Annotated in this window: 14 protein-coding genes and 1 pseudogene; 8 read left to right on the top strand and 7 right to left on the bottom strand. The window is 67.6% G+C overall.

The features are described from left to right. Positions 1 to 75: 75 nt before the first annotated feature. The 3 genes from BN3385_RS15635 to BN3385_RS15625 are packed head-to-tail and all read left to right on the top strand — an operon-like array spanning position 76 to position 4,259. Complete coding sequence (locus tag BN3385_RS15635) at positions 76 to 1,542, top strand: APC family permease (protein WP_059017887.1); 1,467 nt, start codon at positions 76 to 78, stop codon at positions 1,540 to 1,542. Then, positions 1,526 to 2,890, top strand: coding sequence for an FAD-binding oxidoreductase (locus BN3385_RS15630; protein ID WP_059017885.1), 1,365 nt, complete (start codon positions 1,526 to 1,528; stop codon positions 2,888 to 2,890). Before BN3385_RS15635 ends, BN3385_RS15630 begins: the two co-directional genes overlap by 17 nt. Further along, positions 2,883 to 4,259, top strand: a complete 1,377-nt coding sequence (locus BN3385_RS15625; RefSeq protein WP_059017883.1) for an FAD-binding oxidoreductase — start codon at positions 2,883 to 2,885, stop codon at positions 4,257 to 4,259. The genes BN3385_RS15630 and BN3385_RS15625 overlap by 8 nt, the downstream gene beginning before the upstream one ends. On the opposite strand, the gene BN3385_RS15620 is transcribed toward BN3385_RS15625, so the two are convergent. Continuing rightward, positions 4,256 to 4,615, bottom strand: a complete 360-nt coding sequence (locus BN3385_RS15620; protein ID WP_059017881.1) for an Rv2640c family ArsR-like transcriptional regulator — start codon at positions 4,613 to 4,615, stop codon at positions 4,256 to 4,258. The two genes, BN3385_RS15625 and BN3385_RS15620, sit on opposite strands and share 4 nt — an antisense overlap. A 93-nt stretch (positions 4,616 to 4,708) precedes the next feature. On the opposite strand from BN3385_RS15620, the gene BN3385_RS15615 reads away from it, so the two are divergent. The 3 genes and pseudogenes from BN3385_RS15615 (at position 4,709) to BN3385_RS28235 (ending at position 6,957) form a co-directional block, all read left to right on the top strand. Further along, positions 4,709 to 5,140 (top strand): ArsI/CadI family heavy metal resistance metalloenzyme, encoded by a 432-nt coding sequence (locus BN3385_RS15615; RefSeq protein WP_059017879.1) that lies wholly within the window; start codon positions 4,709 to 4,711, stop codon positions 5,138 to 5,140. Next, positions 5,137 to 6,590 (top strand): annotated as a pseudogene (gene arsB / locus BN3385_RS15610) (ACR3 family arsenite efflux transporter). Before BN3385_RS15615 ends, arsB begins: the two are co-directional and overlap by 4 nt. Before the next feature lie 214 nt (positions 6,591 to 6,804). Then, positions 6,805 to 6,957 (top strand): hypothetical protein, encoded by a 153-nt coding sequence (locus tag BN3385_RS28235; protein WP_156432771.1) that lies wholly within the window; start codon positions 6,805 to 6,807, stop codon positions 6,955 to 6,957. Here BN3385_RS28235 and BN3385_RS15600 read toward each other — a convergent pair. Then, entirely contained in the window at positions 6,954 to 7,181 is a 228-nt protein-coding gene (locus BN3385_RS15600; RefSeq protein WP_059017874.1) for a DUF3618 domain-containing protein, read from the bottom strand. The two genes, BN3385_RS28235 and BN3385_RS15600, sit on opposite strands and share 4 nt — an antisense overlap. Before the next feature lie 92 nt (positions 7,182 to 7,273). On the opposite strand from BN3385_RS15600, the gene bcp reads away from it, so the two are divergent. After that, a complete protein-coding gene (gene bcp, locus BN3385_RS15595; protein ID WP_059017872.1) occupies positions 7,274 to 7,747 on the top strand; it encodes a thioredoxin-dependent thiol peroxidase in 474 nt (157 codons plus the stop codon). A gap of 109 nt (positions 7,748 to 7,856) precedes the next feature. Here bcp and BN3385_RS15590 read toward each other — a convergent pair whose 3' ends face one another. Continuing rightward, a complete protein-coding gene (locus BN3385_RS15590) occupies positions 7,857 to 9,224 on the bottom strand; it encodes an MBL fold metallo-hydrolase RNA specificity domain-containing protein (RefSeq protein ID WP_059017870.1) in 1,368 nt (455 codons plus the stop codon). A gap of 27 nt (positions 9,225 to 9,251) precedes the next feature. Further along, a complete protein-coding gene (locus BN3385_RS15585; RefSeq protein WP_059017869.1) occupies positions 9,252 to 10,589 on the bottom strand; it encodes a dipeptidase in 1,338 nt (445 codons plus the stop codon). Positions 10,590 to 10,825: 236 nt separating this feature from the next. Here BN3385_RS15585 and BN3385_RS15580 point away from each other — a divergent pair, with 236 nt between their 5' ends. Continuing rightward, positions 10,826 to 11,797 carry a PE-PPE domain-containing protein gene (locus BN3385_RS15580; protein WP_059017867.1) on the top strand — a complete coding sequence of 324 codons (972 nt, stop codon included), beginning with the start codon at positions 10,826 to 10,828 and terminating at the stop codon, positions 11,795 to 11,797. A 4-nt stretch (positions 11,798 to 11,801) separates the two neighbouring features. Here BN3385_RS15580 and acpS read toward each other — a convergent pair whose 3' ends face one another. The 3 genes from acpS to BN3385_RS15565 form a co-directional block, all read right to left on the bottom strand. Continuing rightward, positions 11,802 to 12,194 carry a holo-ACP synthase AcpS gene (gene acpS, locus BN3385_RS15575; RefSeq protein ID WP_059017865.1) on the bottom strand — a complete coding sequence of 131 codons (393 nt, stop codon included), beginning with the start codon at positions 12,192 to 12,194 and terminating at the stop codon, positions 11,802 to 11,804. A gap of 11 nt (positions 12,195 to 12,205) precedes the next feature. Next, positions 12,206 to 21,424 (bottom strand): type I polyketide synthase, encoded by a 9,219-nt coding sequence (locus BN3385_RS15570; protein WP_059017863.1) that lies wholly within the window; start codon positions 21,422 to 21,424, stop codon positions 12,206 to 12,208. Between the two features lie 495 nt (positions 21,425 to 21,919). Further along, on the bottom strand, positions 21,920 to 22,642 hold the full coding sequence (locus BN3385_RS15565; protein ID WP_059017861.1) for a glycoside hydrolase domain-containing protein: 723 nt from the start codon (positions 22,640 to 22,642) through the stop codon (positions 21,920 to 21,922). Positions 22,643 to 22,752 lie beyond the last annotated feature (110 nt).

The raw sequence follows: 22,752 nt of genomic DNA, 5'->3' as shown, positions 1-22,752 counted from the left end.
ACCTCGATAACTGAACAGCACCTCACCCCAGCCACTACATTCACACCGTCGGGGGCGACGAAGGTGGGGTGGTCAATGACGCAGGTTTCGCCGGACTCGCATGACGCCGACGCGTTGTGCGAAGACTGCGGCTACGAACCCGAACTCCAGCGGACGCTGGGCTCGTTCCAAGTCTTCGCCGTCTCGTTCGCGTTCATCTCGGTCGCGGTCGGCATCTTCGGCACCTATGACGACGTGTTGAAGAACTCGGGACCGGTCGGCATCTGGCTGTGGCCGATCGTGGCGGTGGGCCAGACGTTGATCGCGCTGGTGATCGCGCAATTCGCCGCCCGCATCCCGCTCAGCGGCTCGTCCTACCAATGGGCTTCGCGGCTGGCCAATCCGAAGATCGGCTGGTTCTTCGGGTGGTTGAGCTTCTGCTACCTGGTCATCGGGGTGGCCGCCGTCGATAACGCGCTGGCCAACACCGCTCTCATGCCCCTGCTGGGCATGGCAGAGAACCAGACGACAGCCAGGCTGATCACCGTCGGCATGCTGCTCGCCCAGGCCATCCTGGTGATCGCTTCCACCCGTATCGTCGGCCTGATCACCTCGGCCGCAGTGGGTTTGGAGCTGACGATCGTCGTCGTCCTGACGATCGCGCTCTTCGTCGCCGTTGCCATCACCGGTGGCGGCTCGGCCGGCAACCTCGCCTCGCGCGGTGTGGCAGACGGCGCCGCCGACTACTTCTCGATCGGTGGCGGCTTGATGGCCGCGATGATCATGGGGATCGCCACGCTGGTCGGTTTCGACGCCGCGGCCAACATGGCCGAGGAGGCCAAGGACCCGTTCCGCAGCGTTCCGCGTGCGATCGTGGGATCCGTTGTGGCAGCCGGAGTTTTGGGACTGGTCTTCGCGATCGCGTTGACGATTGCCATCAAGGACATTCCCCGCGTGAGCGCCAGCAATTCGCCTGTCGCCATGATCCTGCGCGACCAGCTGGGTGTGGTGATGGAACGCTCACTTCTGGTCGCGATCGTGATCGCCTTCTTCGGCGCCGGACTGGTGACCCTGGCCACCTGTGCCCGCATGGTGTTCGCGATGGCCCGCGACGACCGCTTCCCCGCACCCCGGCTCATGCAGCGGGTGAGCCCGAAAACCCACACCCCGATTCCGGCGACGCTGCTGATCGTCGTGCTGGGCGTCGCCCTGATGGCAGCGGTGCCCGGCAACGCTCTGCTGGAACTGTTGACGGTCGGCGGTCTCATCGGCGCGGTGCTCTACGGGTTGATCGTCATCCTCTATCTGTCGGTGCGAAAGCGGTTGGGCCGTCAGGAGGATGCCTTCGACATCGGCCGTTTCGAGATGCCGGTGGCCATCGGTGCACTGGTGTGGTCGGCGATCGTCGTGTTCATCCTGGTCTCCCCCCGGGAGGCCCGGACAGCGGTACTCCTGGCGATCGGAATCGTGCTTGTCGGCGGCGTCTACTTCACCTATTTGATGTTCACCAACCGTGAAGTGCTCGATACCGAGCCCGGAGACGCCGATGTCTTCAAGCACTGATCGGCTGACGGGACACGTTGTCCGCCAGCATGATCCGGAGTACGACGCCGCCCGCACCGGCTGGAATCAGCTGTACTCGAAACATCCCGAGGCCGTCGCGTTCTGCACCGACACCACCGACGTGGTCAACGCCCTCACCTGGGCGCGACACAACCGCATGCCGATCCGGATCCGCAGTGGCCGGCATTGCCTGGAGGGCTGGTCGAGTCTCGACGGCGGCCTGATCATCGACGTCAGCGGTATCAAAGGCGCCCAGATCGACGCCGCCGCGGGCACCGCCACCGTAGGAGCCGGACTCAACCAGCTCGAAGCAGTCACCGCACTCGGCCAGGCCGGCCTGGCCGCGGCGACGGGCACCGAAGGCAGCGTGGGCCTGGTGGGTGCCACGCTCGGCGGCGGTTTCGGTCTGCTGACCCGCATGCTCGGGATGGCATCAGACAACCTGTTGGCCGCCGAGATCGTGATCGCCACCCCTGACGGCGGCGCCTCGGTGATCACGGCAAGCGAATCGGAGAACGCTGACCTGCTCTGGGCGTTACGGGGCGCAGGCAACGGCAATTTCGGGATCGTGACGTCGTTGACCTATGCCGTTCACCCGCTGACCGAGGCCACCTACCTCACCGCACGGTGGCCGGGCCTGGACGATCTCCACGACGTATTCGACGCCTGGCAACGCAGCGCACCCTACGCCGACCATCGGCTCACCAGCCAACTCGAGATCCGTCAGTCCGACATCACGCTCGTGGGCGCGCTCGCAGCGGGTTCGCAGCACGAGGCGACCCAGATGCTGGACTCGATTCTGTCTGTGGGCGCACCGCAGATCACCGCCGAGACCGCCAACTGGGCTCAGATCTATGCCGGATTCCAGATCCCGCTCGATGAGGAGCCGGCCAACTGGAAGTTCCTGTCGCAGTTCATGTCCGAGCCGTTCCCCGCTTCCGCCATCGACGTGATCGGCGACTTCATGTCGCGCGCCCCCACGCCGGAATGCAATTACTTCACCAACGCGTTCGGCGGAGCGGTCACCACCAGCGAGCCCACCGGCGGCTCGGCGTTCGCCCACCGTGACGCCACCTTTTATGCCGAGCCCGGGGCGGCGTGGGGCCGACGCGGCGGCGTCCCGGCCACCGACGATCCCCTGACGCCCCACTGCCTGGCCTGGATCGCCGAGTTCGGTGCGGCACTAGGCCCGTATGCCGACGGCGCCTACGTGAACGTTCCCAATGCCGGCATGCCGGAGTGGGAGACCGCCTACTGGGGAGCGAACGTCGCACGACTACGCGCGGTCAAGGCCGCCTATGACCCGGACGGTGTTTTCCGGTTCGAACAAGGACTGGCACATGGGTGATCTCGCGACACAGCTGTCCGCCGCCGTCGGCCCGTCACACCTGCTGACCGGTGCGGCGATCTCCGAGGACTACTGCCATGACGAGGCGCTCAACGTCGCCCCACAGCGCCCGGGCTTCGTCGCCAAACCGGCCACCGCCGAGGAGGTGGCCGCGCTGCTGGCGGTGGCCACCGAGCATCGGCTGGCGGTCACCGCACGCGGATCGGGCTGCGGGTTGTCCGCCGCGGCGCGACCGGTCGACGGCGGTCTGCTGATCTCGTTCGAGCGGATGAACGCCGTCCTGGAGGTCGACACCGACAATCACGTCGCGGTGGTCCAGCCCGGTGTCACGTTGACCGAGCTGGACGCCCGCACCGCCGAAGTCGGGTTGAGCTACACCGTGTACCCCGGTGAGCTGTCCTCCAGTGTCGGCGGCAATGTCGGCACCAACGCGGGCGGCATGCGCGCGGTCAAGTACGGCGTCACCCGGCACAACGTGCTGGGCCTGCAGGCGGTGCTGCCCACCGGCGAGATCATCCGCACCGGCGGCAAGATGTCGAAGATCTCCACCGGGTATGACCTGACCCAGCTGATCATCGGCTCCGAGGGCACCCTGGCGCTGGTCACCGAAGTGACCGTCAAACTGGTTCCGCGGCTCGCTCACGGCGCCACCGTGCTGGCCCCCTTCGATGATTTCGACCAGGTTATGGCGGCCGTGCCCAAGATCATCTCCAGCGGGCTGGGTCCCAGCATCGTCGAGTACATCGACCGCGCCGTGATGACGGCGATCGCGGCGGCCGAGGACCTGGAACTGGGCATCCCCGAACGGATTCGGGAGACGTGCGAGGCCTACCTGGTGGTGGCTTTGGAGAACAATCACAGCGACCGCCTCGACCAGGATGCCGAGCAGCTGTGCCAAGCACTGAGCGAGTGGGGAGCACTGGATGCTTATGTGCTGCAGGGACATTCGGCCCGCCGCCTGATCGAAGCCCGGGAGAATGTGTTCTGGACGGCCAAGGCACTGGGCGCCGACGACATCATCGACGTCGTGGTGCCACGGGGATTGATGCCCGAGTTCCTCGGCCGGGCGCGCGATCTGGCGCAGGCCGCCGGGGCCGTGATGAGCGGCTGCGGACATGCCGGTGACGGCAACGTCCACGGCGTGCTGTTCTGCAAGGACCCCGAAGTCCGCAGCAAAGTGCTCACCGAGATCTTCGCGCTGGGAATGGATCTGGGCGGTGCGATCTCCGGCGAGCACGGGGTCGGCCGCGCGAAGTCCGGCTATTTCGCCGAACTCGAGGACCCGGCCAAGCTGGCCCTGCTCCGCCGGATCAAGGACAGCTTTGACCCGGCGGGAATCCTGAACCCGGGCGTGATGCTGCCGTCCTAGGTGCAGCAGTTGGGATCCAGCGCAGCACACAATGCCTGCAACGCTTCCGGGCGAATCCGGTGGAACACGTTCATGCCGCGCCGTTCGGAGAGCACCAAACCCGCCTTGCGTAGTTGGGTCAGGTGGTGACTCATCGTGGACTCGGTGAGCTTGAGGACCGCCGCCAGTTCGCCCGAAGTCTCCTCCCCCGCAGCCGAACTGAACAGATACGACACGATCTTGACCCGCGCCGGATCAGCCAGCGCCTTGAGTCGCAGGGCGATGTGCAGGGCGTCATCGTCGCTCATCGGGCCGGCGGCGACGGGAGCGCAGCACACCGGCGCGGTGGTGTCGATGACCGGAAGAGCCTTGGGCATGCGACCAGTATGCCCCATGGATTGACATATATCGAAAAGGTGGCAGACTGACGTCCAGTTCGACATATATCGCAGAACCTCGGAGGTGTCCCCATGTCGCGCCTACAACTCGCACTCAACGTCGATGACCTCGGTACCGCAATCACCTTCTACTCCAAGCTGTTCAACGCCGAGCCCGCCAAAGTGAAGCCCGGCTACGCCAACTTCGCCATCGCCGAGCCGCCGCTGAAGCTCGTGCTGCTGGAGAACCCGGGGCAGGGCGGCACGCTCAACCACCTCGGCGTCGAAGTGGAGACCAGCGACACGGTCCACACCGAGATCGCCCGGCTGGCCGGCGAAGGGCTGTTCACCGAAGAGGAGATCGGCTCCACCTGCTGCTTCGCCACCCAGGACAAGGTGTGGGTCACCGGGCCCGGCGGTGAACGCTGGGAGGTCTACACGGTGCTGGCCGATTCGGAGACCTTCTTCGGCGCGCCCGCCGACGAGCAGGAGGCAGACACCCCGGGTCGGTGCTGCGCGTCGTGACCAGCCCGGAGACCACCGACGACCACCTCACCGCCAGGCTGTCGACGCTCGACCGGCTGCTGCCGGTCTGGATCGGCGCGGCGATGGCACTCGGACTTCTGCTCGGGCGGCTCATCCCCGGGATGGGCACCGCGATCAGCGCCGTCCAGATCGACGGCGTCTCACTGCCCATCGCGATCGGTCTGCTGGTGATGATGTACCCGGTACTGGCCAAGGTGCGCTACGACCGGCTCGATACCGTCGCCCGGGACCGCAAACTGCTGCTGGCCGCACTGTTCCTGGTGTGGGTGGTCGGCCCTGCGTTGATGTTCACCCTGGCCTGGGTGTTCCTGCCGGACCTCCCCGAGTACCGCACCGGCATCATCATCGTCGGGCTCGCGCCCTGCATCGCGATGGTGATCATCTGGAATGACCTGGCCCGCGGTGACCGTGAGGCGGCCGCCGTCCTGGTGGCCATCAACTCGATGATCCAGGTCCTCGTGTTCGCGGTGCTGGCCTGGTTCTACCTGTCGGTGCTGCCCGGCTGGCTCGGGATGAACCAAACCGCCATCGCGGCCTCGACATGGCAGATCGCCAAGTCCGTGCTGATCTTCCTGGGTATCCCCCTGGTCGCCGGTTATCTGACCCGCCGCTACGGCGAAAAGGCCAGGGGCAGAACGTGGTACGAGACCGCGTTTCTACCGAAGATCGGACCGTGGGCACTCTACGGACTGCTGTTCACCATCGTGATCCTGTTCGCGCTGCAGGGCGAGCAGATCACGTCGCGGCCGCTGGACGTGGTGCGCATCGCGCTGCCGCTGCTCGCGTACTTCGCGATCATGTGGACCAGTGGGTTCCTGGTCGGTGCCGCGTTGAAACTCGGGTACCCCCGCACCACGACCCTGGCGTTCACCTCGGCGGGCAACAACTTCGAACTCGCCATCGCGGTCGCCATCGCGACGTTCGGGGCCACCTCCGGTCAGGCACTGGCCGGGGTGGTCGGTCCGCTCATCGAGGTGCCCGTGCTCGTCGGTCTGGTCTACGTCTCGCTGGCACTGAGGAGCCGCTTCCGATGACCCCCAGCGTGCTGTTCGTGTGCGTCCACAACGCCGGCCGCTCCCAGATGGCCGCGGGTCTGCTGGCGGAGCTCGCCGGTGATCGCATCGAGGTGCGATCAGCCGGCACCCAGCCCGCCGAGCAGATCAACCCCGCCGCCGTCGCGGCGATGGCCGAGATCGGCATCGACATCACCGCCGCCGCCCCGAAGGTGCTGACGGCGGACGCGGTCGAAACCAGCGACGTCGTCATCACCATGGGGTGCGGTGACACCTGCCCCTACTTTCCCGGCGTGTCCTACCGGGACTGGCAACTCGACGATCCCGCCGGCCAGCCGGTCGAGGTGGTCCGTCGCATCCGTGATGACATCGCCGGACGGGTGCGCGCGCTTGTCGACGAACTGTTAGCTCGCTGAAAGGTCGCTGCAGACACCGGCGGCAACTCCGGGAGGCCGTGGGATGACCAGCAGGTTTCCTCTAGATTTCGATAACCGACCAAAGCGCTGGAAATCGATAATGGGCTATTGTGCTGCGTCGATGGGTTCTATGCTGTTATAGTCCTAATTAGCTGGCTCGATCCGGACGTCAGATCCGGGCCCAGCTTCCAGTGACGCAGTGAGGAATTTGCCCATGGTGACGGACGGCCCCGCCCGCCAGCCTGAGCGCGATGCCGCCTCGACCACTCCTGCGCCGGTGACCGTGCACAGTTGCAGCCGGATCGGCCTGCAGGCCAATCCGCCGGGATTCCGGCGCTCATTCGGCGACTGGCTGCGCCGCCGCTAGCCGTTCCGGACGCGCCGGACCACCAGCACGACGGTCACCACACCGACCCCCGCCAGGGCGGCGGTCACCGCGGGCTTCTTCACGAAACGCAGCAGCGCTGCCTTGACGTCGTCGGCCAGGCGCTGGGGATTGGCACGTTCAGCCAGCGAGTCGACCGTCAACGCCAGCCGATCACGTGCCGCGTCGATATCGGCCTTGATGGCCTCGGGATCCCGGTCCGCCACTTCCGTCCTCCAAACTGCCGCTCTGCCGAACTACCCTAGATCAGCCCCCGCGAACCGGGCGCACCGGCAAGGGTTTGGAGAAAGGACGCTCAGTGACCGACACAGCACGCCTCGAGGTTGGCGACAAAGCCCCGGCGTTCAGCCTGCTCGACGCCGACGGCAAAACCGTCAAGCTGTCCGACTTCAAGGGCCGCAAAGTGATCGTCTACTTCTACCCGGCCGCCATGACGCCCGGGTGCACCAAGCAGGCCTGCGATTTCCGGGACAGCCTGGCCGAACTCAACGGCGCGGGCATCGACGTCATCGGCATCTCCCCCGACAAGCCCGAGAAGCTGGCCAAGTTCCGCGACCGCGACGAGCTGACCTTCCCGCTGCTGAGCGATCCGGACAAGACGGTGCTCACCGAGTGGGGCGCCTACGGTGAGAAGAAGATGTACGGCAAGACCGTGCAGGGCGTCATCCGCTCGACGTTCGTGGTCGACGAGAAAGGCAAGATCGAGGTCGCCCAGTACAACGTCAAGGCCACCGGTCACGTCGCCAAGCTGCGCCGCGATATCGAGGTCTGAGCGGTCGAGTGTGAACTCACGGCACCGAGTGTGAGCCTGGGGCGAAATCTCGCGTGGAATCCCGCCCTGGATGCACACTCGGCGCCCAGAATGCACACTCGATCCCCCGTCACAGATCGAACAGCTGATTGGGCAGCGGAACTGTTGCCTGCCAGCCGAATTCGTGGTCCAGCCGCCTGCGCAGGGTATCGGCGGCCTGCGGTTCGCCGTGCACGACGAACACCCGGCGCGGCGCGGTGGTGAACCCGGACGCCCATCGGATGAGTTCATCGGCATCGGCGTGCGCCGAGAGCATCTGCAGGTTGGCGACCTCGGCGTTGATCGGGATCCACTCGCCGTGGATCTTCACCGAGCGCTCACCGGCCGCGATCGAGCGCCCGCGGGTACCGGGTGCCTGATATCCGGTGAGCATGATCGTATTGCGCGGATCCGGCGCGAAGGCCTTGAGGTGGTGCAGGATTCGACCGCCGGTGGCCATGCCGCTGGCGGAGATGACGACCTTGGGCGCATTGCTGGCCGAGATCCGTTTGGATTCCTCGGCATCCCGGGTGTATTTCGCCATCGCGCACATCTGCTCGTAGACCTCGGGGCCCAGCCGGTGGTCGTGCTGGTGGGTGCGCAGCAGGTCGCTGACGTTGATCGCCATCGGACTGTCCAGATACACCGGGACGTCGGCCAGCCGGCCTGATCGCCGCAACTGCCACAGGTAGTACAGCAGGGTCTGGGCCCGGCCCACCGCGAACGCCGGGATTACCACGGTGCCGCCGCGCTCCACCGTCGCGTTGATGATCGACGCCAGCGTCTCGGCGGGGTCGGTCCGCCCGTGGGTGCGGTCCCCGTACGTCGACTCGGTCACGAGATAGTCGGCCGCGGTCACCGGTTCCGGGTCGAACATCACCGGGTCGTCGTAGCGCCCCAGGTCGCCGGTGAACACCACCCGCCGTCCCTGCCAGGCCACCTCGACGGTGGCCGCTCCCAGGATGTGACCGGCCCGGCGGAACGTGACCACCGGACCGCCGTCGAACACTTCGAAGGCCTCTCCGAACGGCCGGGTGGTGAACCTCTCGAGAGCCTTTTCGGCATCGTCACGGTCATACAGCGGTAACGCAGGATGGTGTTTGGTGGCCTTGTGCCGGTTGAGGAACTCGGCGTCGCGTTCCTGCAGAGAAGCACTGTCGCGCAGGATGATGGCGGCCACCGCGGCGGTCGCATCGGTCGACAGGACCGGACCGGTGAATCCGTCACGTACCAGCCGCGGCAGATAGCCGGTGTGGTCGAGATGGGCGTGGGTCACCACGACCGCGTCGATGCTGGCGGGCTCGACGGGCAACGGGTTCCAGTTGAGTTCCCGGAGGTTCTTGACCCCCTGGAACATCCCGCAGTCCACCAGGATTCGCGCGCTGCCACTCCCCAGCAGGTGTTTGGAACCCGTGACGGTGCTCGCCCCGCCGAGGCTGCACAGCGTCAACTCCCCCATGAGCCCAGTCTGCCCCTGCGGGTGGATCTACGCGGGCAGATCGCCCAGCTTGTCCAGGAGCAGCGCCTCGGTGGTGGCGGCACGTTCCAGAACGCCCAGGTGCAGGCTTTCGTTGATGCTGTGCGCCTGCGTACCGGGATCCTCGACGCCGGTTACCAGGATGGTGGCGTCGGGGAACGCCGCAGCGAATTCGGCGATGAACGGGATCGACCCGCCCATCCCCATGTCGATGACGTCGGTACCCCAGGCCTGCTGGAAGGCGGCCCGTGCCGCGTCGTAGACCGGACCGCTGACGTCGATGGCGTAGGGCTGGCCGATGTCGCCGGGGGTGACGGTCACGTGGGCACCCCAGGGCGTGTGGGACTCGAGGTGGCGGCGCAGCGCGTCGAGATGGGCGGCCGCATCGCCGCCGGGCGCGACCCGCAGGCTGACCTTCGCGCTGGCCCGCGGGATCAGCGTGTTGGACGCCTTGGCGATCGGGGTGGTGTCGATGCCGATCACCGTGATCGCCGGCTTGGCCCACATCCGCTGTGCCACTGGGCCGGAACCGATTTCCCTCACACCGTCGAGCAGACCGGACTCCTCGCGTACCCACTGCGGGCCGCGGTCGACGTCCGCGGCGGTGCCCTCGTAAAGACCGGCCACCGCGACGTTGCCGTCGTCGTCATGCAGGCTGGCCAGCAGGCGCACCAGCACGCTGAGCGCGTCGGGCACCACACCACCCCACAGCCCGGAATGCAGGCCGTGGTCGAGTGTGGCCACCTCCACCACACAGTCGGCCAGGCCACGCAGCGACACCGTGAGCGCCGGGATCTCGGTGGTCCAGTTGTCGGAGTCGGCGATCACGATGACGTCGGCGGCGAGTTTGTCCTTGTGCGCGGCCAGCAACCGGCCCAGTGACGGCGAGCCGGACTCCTCCTCGCCCTCGACGAAGACGGTGACGCCGACCGGCGGGTTGCCGTCGTGGGCGCGGAACGCCGCCAGATGGGTGGCGATACCGGCCTTGTCGTCGGCGCTGCCGCGGCCGTAGAGCCGCCCGCCGCGTTCAGTCGGCTCGAACGGGTCCGAATCCCATTGTGCTGCTTCACCTTCGGGCTGGACATCGTGGTGGGCGTAGAGCAGCACCGTGGGCGCTCCTGGCGGGGCGGGATGGTGGGCGATCACCGCGGGCGCCCCGCCCTCACTGACGATCTCGACGGTGGTGAAACCGGCCGCGGTCAGCAGATCGGCCACCGCCTGCGCGCTGCGGTGTACCTCGTCACGACGGGCGGGGTCGGCCCACACCGACGGGATGCGCACCAGGTCTTCCAGGTCGGCCCGCACCGAGGGCAGCACGGCCTGCACGCGTTCGACGAGATCGCTCATGGAGTCGACGGTAGCCCCTTACCGCTGCCTTCGCGCGGACGGTAGTCAGCTCCGACGGCCGACCACGAATTGCAGTAGCGCACTACTGAGCCCGTCAAATCCGCTCCCCACCACGATTTCCAGTGACGCAGCGTTGCGCGGAACGCAATTCCATGGGGCAACTGTTGAGCGGGGGGATCGCGATGGCTAGTCGCTTACGTCGACGACCGTATCTTCTCTTAGTCACAGCTCTGATCGTGGCGATCATTCACGTGCCGACGGCGCACTCGGCGACTGTCCTGTGGGTGGGCGGCACCGGCGGATCACTCGCCAAACTCCTGCCAGCAAACCCCTCCGGTAGCACAGCCGATCTGCTCGACGGGTTATTCGAGGACGATCAGATCACGACGATCGATTACCCTTCTGCACTCTGGCCGATCACCGGACTAGGGGACAACACGCTCGGCGCTTCGGTGAACATCGGCGCCGAACGGCTCGCGACCGCAGTCAAATCCAGCGAAGGACCGCAGGTTTTGGCAGGCACTTCCCAAGGGGCCCTCGTGGTGCAGCAGGTGGAAGCCAGCTTGAACAAAGACCCCAGCGTCCCGGCGAGTACGACATTCGTACTCATTGCAGATCCCGATTACGGCATCTTCCGAGGCGCTACGGGTCTTCATATTCCGATCCTCGATTACCGGCCAGCCGCCATCCCGGAAACGCGGTTCAACACCATCATCGTGGTCAACGAGTACGACCTGATCGGCGATCCGATCAAACAACCGTGGAATCTGTTGACCGACATCAACGCTGTGATGGGATTCCTCTACGTCCATCCCGTCGCACACAACGCGAGCCTGTCCTCCGTTCCAGCCGAGAACATCACCACCAGTACGAACAGCCAGGGCGGCACTACCACGGTCTACCGCGTACCCACTCATGAGCTGCCAATCACAATGCCTCTACGCCAGTTAGGAATAGAGCGATCGATTGTCGACGGCATCGACTCCGTACTCCGTCCGATTATCGACCTGGGTTATGAGGATCCTCAGGTTCGGATCGCACGGCCTCCGGCACTGCACAATTCGCCGCGTCAGCTCGCACCCACTCGGAAAGGCACGGTCAGTCAGCGATCGGCGACGACGTCGCACGGGGCGGCCGCAGCCAGTGGCGATTCGACTGCACGGCACACAACCGGCACCAGTCAGCGCAGACACAAGCCGGCGGCCTGACGGGTTACAGCGTCTCCAGGATGGCCACCGCCGCGGCGGTGTCCCCCTCGTGGGTCAGCGACACGTGGATGGTGACCTCGGCCAGGTGCTCGGCGATCGCGCCGGTGAGCCGGACCTTGGGCCGGCCCCACATATCGGTGATCACCTCGATATCGCGGTGGATGCCCTCCGGCAGCACGGGGCGCTGCGCGAACCGGGACCCCGACCAGGCCTTGATCACCGCCTCCTTGGCGGCCCACCGAGCGGCGAGGTGCCGCGCCGCGACCGAACTCTTGTCGGCCGCGTCGCGGCGCTCACCCGGGGTGAACGTCTCGGCGAACACCGTCCCGGGCTGGTCGACCTGCTCGGCGAAATCCGGGATGGACACCACGTCGATACCCACACCCACAATCGCCACGCCGACAGACCCTACCGCACGTAAATATCGTGATCGCCGAGGCGCGACGCCGGGTCGAGCAGCATTGCCGCCTCCTGACGCTTCTCCGGCAGATCGTGGTCGAACCGGCGATCAGCGGGCTTCTCGTAGAGCGGTCGCCCACCGGCGATGGCCGAGGCCAGCCGCCGCTGTCCGGCCAGCACCCGCTGCTGGGCCCGCGCGAGGTAGTCCGCACGCTGCTCGGCGGTGAGCGAGGCCAGGAACGCCTGCGGATGGACCAGGGCGATCAGACCCGACACGTGACCGAAGCCCAGGCTGGTGACCAGGCCCGCCTTCAGCGGGAACTTGTCACCCAGACGCAGGGTTTCGCGCGCCCACACGAAGTGGCCCGAGGTGGCCAGCTCGTCGTCGACGCAGTCCAGGCTGCGGTTCGGCGGAATGACGCCCTCGCGCAGCACCTGGCACAGGCCCATCATCTGGAAGACCGCGGCACCGCCCTTGGCGTGACCCGTCAGCGTCTTCTGCGACACGATGAACAGCGGGGCACCCTGCGAACGGCCCATCGAGTCGGCCAGCCGCTCGTGCAGCTCGGTCTCGTTGGGATCATTGGCCAGCGTCGAGGTGTCGTGCTTGGAGATCACCGCGATGTCGTCGGCTCCCACGCCCAGCTTGGCCAGCGAGCGGGCCAGCACCGAATCCTTGCCGCCGCGACCGGCGCCCAGCGCACCGAGCCCCGGAGCCGGGATCGAGGTGTGCACGCCGTCGCCGAAGCTCTGCGCGTAGCCGACCACGGCCAGCACCGGCAGACCCATCTTCAGCGCCAGGTCACCGCGGGCCAGCAGGATGGTGCCACCACCCTGGGCTTCCAGGAAGCCCAGCCGGCGACGGTCGTTGGCACGGGAGATCTTCGAATCGCTGATGCCCTTGGCGCGCATCATCTCGGTGTCCGCGGTGGCCGACATGTCACCGAAGCCGGTGATGGCGTCCGAGGTCATGTCGTCAAAGCCGCCGGCGACCACCAGTTCGGCCTTGCCGAGCCGGATCTTGTCGACACCCTCCTCGACCGACACCGCGGCCGTGGCGCAGGCGCCCACCGGGTGGACCATCGCGCCGTAACCGCCCACGTAGGACTGCATCACATGGGCTGCAACAACATTCGGCAGAACTTCCTGCAGGATGTCGTTCGGCTTGGCAGTACCCAGCAGGTTGCCGTGGAACATGGTCTGCATGCTCGTCAGGCCGCCGATACCGGTGCCCTGCGTGCTGGCCACCAGGCTGGGGTGCACCCAGCGCATCAGTTCGGTCGGGGTGAAGCCCGATGACAGGAACGCGTCCACCGTGGCGACGATGTTCCACAGCGCCACCCGGTCGGCCGAGCTGACCATGTCGGGGCTGATACCCCACACAGTCGGGTCGAACCCGGTGGGGATCTGACCACCCACGGTGCGCGACAGCTTGGCCTTGCGCGGCACCCGAATCTCGGTGCCCGCCTTGCGGATCACCTGCCAGTCGCCGGAATCCGGGACGGGCAGCACCACGGTGTGATCGGGGTCGGCCTGCTCGAACGCCCGAGCCTCCGCCTCGTTGGCCACCACGAAGCTGAAGTCCTTGTCCAGGAAGACACTGACCAGCAGCTGCGGGGAGTGGTCGGCACCGATGGCACCGTCGTCGACGAATTCGCGGATGCCGCACCGTTCCACGACGGTGTCGTGGTAGCGCTCCACCAGTTCGGCCTCGTCGACCAGGTCACCGGAGGCGACGTCGTACCAACCCGGCTTCGGGTCGTCCTCCCACGTGATCAGCCCGGTGGTCCAGGCCAGCTCGAGGACACCGGCGGCCGACAGCTCGTTGTCGACCTCCATCTCGAAGCGGGTGCGCGACGAGCCGTACGGGCCGAGTTCAGCACCGCCGACGATGACCACCAGATCGGCCGGGTCGACGTCGATATCGGCCCACTCCGGCGGAGTGGTGGCCGTGAGTCCGCGCGGCGGCGACGGCAACGCGGCGATGGTGCCCGGTGCCGGTTCGTCGTCATCGGCGGCAGCCTCGGCCGTCATCTCCTCGCGGGCCTTGGCAGCCAGCTCGGCCATGTCCAGCTGGACGTCACCCAGGCCACCGGTGAGGTCGACCTTCAGCGGCGCGTTGGCCGCGGCCACCTTGGCGTCCACCGAGCAGAGGTCGAGCAGCATGGCTGCCATCTCCGCGGTGGTGTAGGTGGTGACCCCGGCTTCCTCGACCGCATCGACGATGGCGTCGTTGTGACCCATCAGGCCGGTGCCCTTGGTCCAGCCGATCAGGGCGTGCGCGAAGCTGACGCGCTGCGCCCAGGACGATTCGGCGTTCCAGCGGTTGACCACCGCGTCCAGTGCGGACTTGGACTCGCCGTAGGCGCCGTCACCACCGAACATGCCGCGGTTGGGTGAACCGGGCAGCACCACGTGCAGACGCGAGGCGATGTCGCGCTCGGCGCCGATGGACGACAGCCCACCGATGAGCCGCTCGACGGCCCACAGCAGCACCTTCATCTCCATCTCGGAGCGCGAGCCGGCCTCCGACATGTCCCCGGCCACCCGCGGTGCGGCGAACGGGAACAGCAGCGTCGGGGTCTGCGCATCCTTGAGGTGAATCGACTGCGGCCCAAGGCTTTCGGTCTGCTCGCTGCCGACCCACGACACCAGGGCGTCGATATCGGCGTAGGACGCCATGTTGGCCGGGACGATCCACAGCGCCGCGCCGAAGCGGGCGTTGTCGCGGTAGATCTTCTTGTAGAAGTCCAACCGGTCATCGTCGAGCTTGGACGTGGTGGCCACCACGGTGGCTCCGCCGTCGAGCAGTTGCGCGACCACCGAGGCGGCGATCGAGCCCTTGGACGCACCGGTCACCACCGCGATCTCATCGCCGTAGCGGCCCTTGTCGGGGTTCTCCGCACCGGCGGCGATCCGGCCGAACAGCGAGGCATGGATGGTGCGGCCAGCCGCTAGTGCACGCCCCTGCCACCAGCTGGCCTGGGTCGCGACCACGTGGCCGGCACCCTCGAACCGCTCCGACAGCCGGGTCCAGTCGGCGTCGATATCGCCTTCGTCGGCCAGCCAGAGCTTGACCAGATCCTCACGGGCACTGGCCCACCGGTCGTCGAGCAGCACCGCCTTCTTGCCGTCGAACGCCGGCGCGACCAGGCGCGGCCAGTCCGAGCCCAGCTCGGTGGTGACCAGGTCGATCAGTTCGGCGTCGGTGGCCGCGGCCGGCACCGACACCGGGGTGTCCAGACCCAGCTGTCCCAGCACCAGGCGGGCGGCCGACGCCAGCACACCGTCGCGGCCGGTGACCTTCTCGGCGAACTCGCCGAGCGCGGCCGAGTCCACCACACCACCGGCGGCACCACCGGCCGACGGCAGCGACACTGCGATGCCCTTACGGGCTGCCACCGCGGCGACCGCGGCGTCGATGACCTTGTCGACGGCGGCAGCGTCGGCCAGTGCACCCTCGTGCAGGCCGCCGAGCGAACCGCCGCGCACGCTGCTGCCCTCACGGGTGCCCAGCGCCAGTTCGGCGGTGACGTGCTTGGCCCAGCCGTCGCCGAGCTCCCAGGTCTTCTTGACCCGTTCGGCGATGGCCGCCGGCCGCTTGCCGGACGGGCCGAGCACGGTGCGCAGCTGATCGTTGATCGCATCGGACAGCACCGGGCCGAACGGCTTGTAGGTGCGGGCCAACTTCGAGACCTGCCCCTTCAGCGAGGCCAGGTCCGCCTCGGCGGCACCGTCGATCGCGCCCAGATTGAGCTCGGAGCCGAGGTCGACCAATAGTTGGTTGCGCCGCGAGGACGCACCGTCGGTGATCGACTCGATGGAGTCCAGCTGCTCGATCTGGTCGATGCGCATCTTGGCGCTCAGCGCGATCAGCGCCAGGGTGGCGTCGCCGGCGTCGAAGACGATGTCGTCAGGACGCGGCCCGCCGGACGGCGCAGCAGCCGGCGCCGGTGCGGGGGCAGCGGCCTCGGCAGGAGCCGCATCGGCGGCGACCGGCTCGGCAGCCGCCGGCTCCTCCTCCGGTTCGGGGTCGGTGTCGGTGGCGAACAGCACCTGGGCGTCACGCTCGGTGTTGAGCACTTCGACTGTGCTGTGGGCATATTCGGGCAGCTTCAGGGTGTTGCTGGCCAGGCCCGCGACGGTCGGCGCGGACTTGACGCCGACCTCGACGAAGCGCTCCACACCCAGACCGCCGGCGGCCTCCTCGATGAAGAGCAGGTCCTGGGTCTCGATCCAGCGCACCGGGCTGGCGAACTGCCAGGCCAGCAGCTCGATGACGATCTTGCGGCACAGCTCGCGCGGCTTCTCGTTACGCCAGGTGTCGTAGTCGGCGAGCACCTCGTCGAGCGGCTCGGCCGGCACCAGATCGCGGATCTCCTGGATGAAGTCGCGGTCCAGGGTGAACGGCCGCGGCACCAGGTTCGGGATGTAGCGCCCGATCAGCAGGTTCGGATCGGCGTCGCGCGGCATGACGCGCTCCAGCGAGCGACGGAAGTCGTCGACACCCACCCGCAGCACGCTGGAGTGGAACGGCACGTCGATACCGGGCACCAGGATGAACGAGCGCTTGCCACCGGTGAGCTCGCGGCGCCGCTCGACCTCGGCCTCCAGTGCCTCCAGACCGCGCACCGTGCCGGCGATCGCATACTGCGAACCGCGCAGGTTGAAGTTCACGATCTGCAGGAATTCGCCTGTGCTCTCGGCGATTCCGGCGACGAAGGCGGGCACGTCGGCGTCGTCGAGTTCGATCTGCGAGGGCCGGATGGCGGCCAGCCGGTAGTCCGAACGGCCCATCTCGTCACGCGGGACGATGTCGTGCATCTTGCTACCGCGGTGGAACACCACCTCCAGCAGCGCTTCCAGCGGGTACACGCCGGACACGCAGGCCAGCGCGGTGTACTCACCCACGGAGTGACCGCAAGCGATCGCGCCCTCGACGAAGGCACCCTGCTCGCGCATCTCGGCCACCTGCGCGGCCGCGACGGTGGCCATCGCCACCTGGGTGAACTGCGTCAGGTAGAGCACACCTTCAGGGTGCTGGTAGTGCACACCGGAGGCGATCAGGCTGGTCGGGTTGTCGCGCACCACGTGCAGTACCGAGAAGCCCAGCGTCTCGCGGGTGAACTTGTCGGCGTTGTCCCAGACCTTGCGGGCGGCCTTGGACCGGCCCCGCACCTCCATGCCCATGCCCTTGTACTGGATGCCCTGGCCGGGGAAGGCATACACCGTCTTGGGTGCGGCCAACCGGGCGGTGGCACTCATCACCAGGTCGGTGCCGACCTTGGCCGAGATCTCGAGAACCTCTGCGCCCAAATCGATTCCGACGCGGTCGACACGGAAGTCGATCTCGTCGCCCGGCTTGACCATGCCCAGGAAGCGGGCGGTCCAGCCGATCAGCTTGGCCGGCGGGACCGGCTTGCCGTCGGTGGCGGTGACGACGTGCTGGGCGGCGGCCGACAGCCACATGCCGTGCACGATCGGCGATTCCAGCCCGGCCAGCAGCGCGGCGGCCTGGTCGGTGTGGATCGGGTTGTGGTCACCGGAGACCACGGCGAACGGCCGCATGTCGACCGGCGCCGGGATGGCGACGTCGCGGCGGCGGCGGCGCGGGGTGTCGGTGGCGTTCTCCGACACCGCTCCCCCGGCCCGCACCGGGTCGGTCAGTTCGGCCGCACCGGTGCGCCCGCGGATGGCGAAGCGCTCCTCGAGCACCGCCAGGATGATCCCGTTGGCGTCGGTGACGTTGACGGTGACCGGGACGACGCGGCCGACCTCGGTGTCGGTGGCCACCGAAGCCGTTGCGGTGACGGTCAATTGGGTCTTGTCCTTGGGCAGCGGCTTGAGCAGCTGAGCGGCGTGGTCCAGGTGCACCAGGCTCAGCAGACCCTCGACGACCGGGAAGCCGGTGTCGGTGGCCGCGGCACCGATCGCGGCGAACACGGCAGGCCAGCAGCGGCCGACCAGCGCGTCGGGAACGATCGAGAGCGTCGGCGCCAGTGGCGATCCGAACGTCGCGGTGACACCGGTGTGGTCGGCGACGCGCTCGGGATCCCACTCGACGGTGACGGTGGTCGAGCCGTTGACCACCGGCGGCAGCGCGTCGGGGCCGTCAACACCGGCGGCGATGGCCAGCACGGCACGCATCGCGGCGGCGGCGTCCTCCGTGCGCACCACCGGGGCTCCGCCGTCGACCACAGTGGCCGGCAGCGTGAAGGCGATGTCGATCCAGGTACCCGACAGCGGCACGCTCAAGACGACCCGGTCAGGACCGGTGACCTCCAGGCGAGCGCCGGTGGAATGGTTTGTCGCAGAACGATTGTCGTGAACCAGCCACGCCGACGGCGGCGCGATCCGGTGCACCGGGTTGGTGGCGGTGCGGCCGGCCCACAGCACGTCGGGCGAATCCAGCACGATGGCCAGCGGGCCGGCGACGTCGGTGCGGACCTGCAGGCGCGAGGCGACCGGCTCGGGGCGGGCACCTTCGGCCAGTGCCTGGTCGACGGCGGCCTTCTCGAAGCGGTCGAGCAGTTCGGCGACCGGCTCGTCGACCTGGGTGATACCGGCGACAGCCTCGGTGCCGGGGATGACGCAGACCTGGTCGGCGGTGTAGCGGGCGTCGTGGGCCTGCCACAGCGAGTCACTGCGCCACCAGCGGCGCACGTCCTTGTCGATGACCGGGACGAAGTTGACCGGCTTACCCGGAACCTTGCACAGCTGGACGAAGAACGGGACATCGGCCGGGTGCAGCAGCACCGTCTCGGCGTCCGGGTAGGCCGCCAGCAGCGCGGCGATGGCCGCGTCCGGGTTCTCCAGCAGCGCCTCGTCGGCGAACAGCGTCGGAATCGGGCCATTGTCAACGGCATTCAGACGCGCTTCGGCGCGCTGCAGCATCTCGGCGAAGCGGTCCCGCCAGGTGATGTCAAGCCACGGCGAGTCGTCGGTCTTGGTGTCGGCGGTCGAGTCGCCCGCACCGATCGCGAGCTCGACATAGCGATCCAGCCACTGCCGGTAGGTCATGTCGGCGACGTCACCGAAGTACGGCTTGGCCGTCGGCGCCATCGCGGCGATGATCTCGTCGCGGCGCTCGGCGACGGCGTCGGCGTCACCGGCGACCTCGTCGAGCAGGCGGCCGCAGCGTGAGGCGGCGTTGTCGATCTCGTGGATGTCCGCACCGAGCTGGCTGCGCCCGGATGCCATGCCGTTCACGGCTTTTCCGGCACCCACCCACTGGTCGGTGCCGACGGTGTCGACCAGCAGCTGCTTGACCGCCGGGGAGGTGGTGGCCTCCAGGCAGGCCATGGCCGCGGTGCCGACCAGGATGCCGTCGACCGGCATCAGCGGGTAGCCGTAGGACTCCGACCACCGGCCGGACAGGTACTCGGCAGCCCGCTCCGGGGTACCGATGCCACCGCCGACGCACACCGTGATGTTCGAGCGGCCACGCAGCTCCGAGTAGGTGCTCAGCAGCAGGTCGTCGAGGTCCTCCCAGGAGTGGTGGCCACCGGCGCGGCCGCCCTCGATGTGGACGATCACCGGCTTGGTGGGAACCTCAGCGGCGATCCGGATCACCGAGCGGATCTGCTCGACGGTGCCGGGCTTGAACACCACGTGGGCGATGCCCACCGAGTTCAGCTCGTCGATCAGGTCGACGGCCTCTTCGAGTTCGGGGATGCCGGCGCTGACCACCACACCGTCGATCGGCGCGCCGGACTGGCGGGCCTTCTGCACCAGCCGCTTGCCGCCGAGCTGGAGCTTCCACAGGTAGGGGTCGAGGAACAGCGAGTTGAACTGGATGGCGCGGCCCGGCTCGAGCAGGGTCTCCAGCTCGGCGATACGGCGATCGAAGATGGGCTCGGTCACCTGGCCGCCGCCGGCCAGTTCGGCCCAGTGTCCGCCGTTGGTGGCCGCGGCCACGATCTTGGCGTCGACGGTGGTCGGCGTCATGCCGGCCAGCAGGATCGGCGAGCGCCCGGTCAGGCGGGTGAACTTCGTGGACAGCTTCACCGAACCGTCGGGCAGGGTGACCACCGACGGGGCGTAGCTCGACCACGGCTTGGCCACCTCGGGCACGGCGCCAACGGTGAACAGGTTGCGCTGGCCGCCGCGGGTGGCGGCCGGCACGATGCCGATGCCCAGGCCGCGGATGACGGGGGCGGTAAGCCGGGTGAGGATGTCGCCGGGGCCCAGGTCAAGAATCCAGCGGGCGCCGGCGTCGTTCAACGCGCCGACCTCGTCGACCCAGTCCACCTGCTGAACCAGGATGGCGTCGGTCATGGCGCGGGCCAGGTCGACGTCCAAGCCGACAGCCTGGGCCCAGCGGCCCACGATGTCGATGCCGTCGGACAGCCGCGGGGTGTGGAAGCCGACCTCGACCTGCACCGGGTCGAACACCGGCGAGAAGACGGCGCCGCCGCGCAGCTTGTTCTTGCGCTCGGCGGCCTCGTTCTCGGCGATCTGCTCGCAGTACAGCTCGAACCGGGACAGCTGTTCGGGGGTCCCGGTGATGACGACGGAACGCCGTCCGTTGCGGATCGACAGCACCGGGGGCAGCACGGTGCGGACATCCTGAGCAAACTCTTCGAGGAGTTCGTAGATGCGTTCGGGGTCGGCGTTGGTCACCGACACCATCGGCGGGCGGTCACCGAGGATGGAAATGCCGCGGCGACGGGCCACCAGGGTGCCCGCGGCGCCGATCAGCTGGGCCAGGGCCAGGAGCTGGACGTCCTTAGCACCGGCGGCCTTGAGCGCCTCGACGGCCAGCACGCCCTGCGAGTGGCCGGCCACGGCCACCGGCGGGGTGGCGGTCAGGTCGAGTCCCTGGCGGGCCAGCGCGCGCACCGCGGCGATCTGGGTCAGCAGCACGCCCGGCACCGACACCGCGGCCGAGGTCAGCTGCTTGGCCGACGGGACGGGCTCCTCAGCGGCCAGCGCGCGCACCCAGCGCAGCGGCTCGAAGCCGATCGGGCGGACGACCACCAGTTCCTTGGCGACCGGCTCCAGCAGCAGCTCAGCCTCGCCGGCCAGCGTGGCCAGCTCGGATTCGATGCCGGCCGAGGTCACCAGCTCTTCGAGGGTCTCCAGCCAGGCCGCGCCCTGACCGCCGAACGCGACGGCGTAGGGCTCACCGGCGTTGAGCCGGTCGACGAGTGCGTGGGTGGTCTGAATGGCCTCACCGCGTCGTGATCCGTCGCCCTTGGACAGCCTGTCGTGCTCGTGGATCGTCACCTTGTCTTATCTCCTCGGTGCTCGTCGTCGCGTTGCGTCGCGCTTCGTTTCGTATGTCGGTAGATGCTCGTGGCGATTCCCCGTCGAATCACGGTGTCCGGAGTGCTCCCCCAACCCCGCTCCGGGAGGGGTCTGCGGACATACCGGCTGTACTAAGAGTGGCATAAGAACCGGGTCCATTTTCGCGCTGATATTGGTTACTGACGAGTTCTACGGACGGGTAACCACACGGTCGGTAACACGGGGCCGAACGGCGACCGAGACGAACCGGGACAAACGTCCTGCAAGCAGGTGGTTACGGTGGAGTAGGAATAACTTCCCTGATCAAGGCACGATTGTTATCGAATCGTTATGTAAGAATTTTCTGTCAGTCGCGGCGCGCGTCGGGCGCCGCCCAAGCATCTGCTCGGTTGGTCAGTCCACGATCGTTCACCAAAATGGCGTTTCGATGTTTGCTGGCAAATCCTTACCGGTCGGTAAGTTTCGCTGAATTCGTCAGTCCCACTGGCCGAAGCTGGGCTTCATGACGTGGTTCAGGTCGACACCGATGCCAGCCACCTTGCGCTTGTCGATCTCGACCTGGTGCAGATGTGCGGCCGGGTGGGTGTACCCCTTGGGCGAGCCCCAGTTGTGCTGCCAGAACCAGGATCCGATGCCGTCCTGGAGGGCCCAGTCGATGGTCTTGGAGTTCCCGTAGATGCCGACACGCTGGTGACCGATCACCGACTCCCAGGCCCGCAGGTAGGGCGCCACCTGCTGTTTGTACTGGTCGTAGGAGGGGTCGTCGTCGATCGAGACGTAGATCGGGGCGCCGATGGGCCCGCCCGCGGCGGTGTGCAACTGCCAGCCGCGTTTGGCGTGGGTGATCCCGGCCCGCTGTCCGCCGAGCCAGTCGGCGGTGTCCTGCTTGCCGTACTGATAGTTCGAGACGATCTTCAGGCCGGCCTGGTAGAGGTCGCGCGCCTCGGGCAGCTGGATCGGCTTGCCCAACATCCAGTCGCCGCCCGGCCTGCGGTCGGACACATACCGGATCGCGCCCATCGCCCCGGAGGCCTTCAGGTCCTGGGCGCTGATGACGCCGGCGGCGTAGTCGAGCAGCACACCGAGGGGTTCGGCCGACGCCTCCGGCGCGGTCAGCGCTGACGTCATGGCCCCCAGACCCAGGACGGCCGGGGTTGCGGCGGCAAGCTTCAGGACGTCGCGTCGCGACACGAACACGAGCCTCAGAATATGACAGGAACCCCACCAACCACATCATCGACACTGGTCACATCTGCATCACCACCGGGTGCACACCCGCCCATCTCTTGCCGCCGAGTGTGCGGTGA

This window comes from Mycobacterium sp. M26 (assembly GCF_001494595.1).
Lineage (GTDB): Bacteria > Actinomycetota > Actinomycetes > Mycobacteriales > Mycobacteriaceae > Mycobacterium.
The sequence above is the reverse complement of the archived record's forward strand: the minus strand, read 5'-3'. Positions and strand labels throughout refer to the sequence as shown.

What these genes read in the sequence shown, in the direction of transcription:
- BN3385_RS15635 (WP_059017887.1), top strand. Translation starts at nt 76, where the DNA reads ATGACGCAGGTTTCGCCGGACTCGCATGACGCCGACGCGTTGTGCGAA.
- BN3385_RS15615 (WP_059017879.1), top strand. Translation starts at nt 4,709, where the DNA reads ATGTCGCGCCTACAACTCGCACTCAACGTCGATGACCTCGGTACCGCA.
- BN3385_RS15590 (WP_059017870.1), bottom strand. Translation starts at nt 9,224, where the DNA reads ATGGGGGAGTTGACGCTGTGCAGCCTCGGCGGGGCGAGCACCGTCACG.
- BN3385_RS28235 (WP_156432771.1), top strand. Translation starts at nt 6,805, where the DNA reads ATGGTGACGGACGGCCCCGCCCGCCAGCCTGAGCGCGATGCCGCCTCG.
- BN3385_RS15620 (WP_059017881.1), bottom strand. Translation starts at nt 4,615, where the DNA reads ATGCCCAAGGCTCTTCCGGTCATCGACACCACCGCGCCGGTGTGCTGC.
- BN3385_RS15585 (WP_059017869.1), bottom strand. Translation starts at nt 10,589, where the DNA reads ATGAGCGATCTCGTCGAACGCGTGCAGGCCGTGCTGCCCTCGGTGCGG.
- BN3385_RS15630 (WP_059017885.1), top strand. Translation starts at nt 1,526, where the DNA reads ATGTCTTCAAGCACTGATCGGCTGACGGGACACGTTGTCCGCCAGCAT.
- BN3385_RS15625 (WP_059017883.1), top strand. Translation starts at nt 2,883, where the DNA reads ATGGGTGATCTCGCGACACAGCTGTCCGCCGCCGTCGGCCCGTCACAC.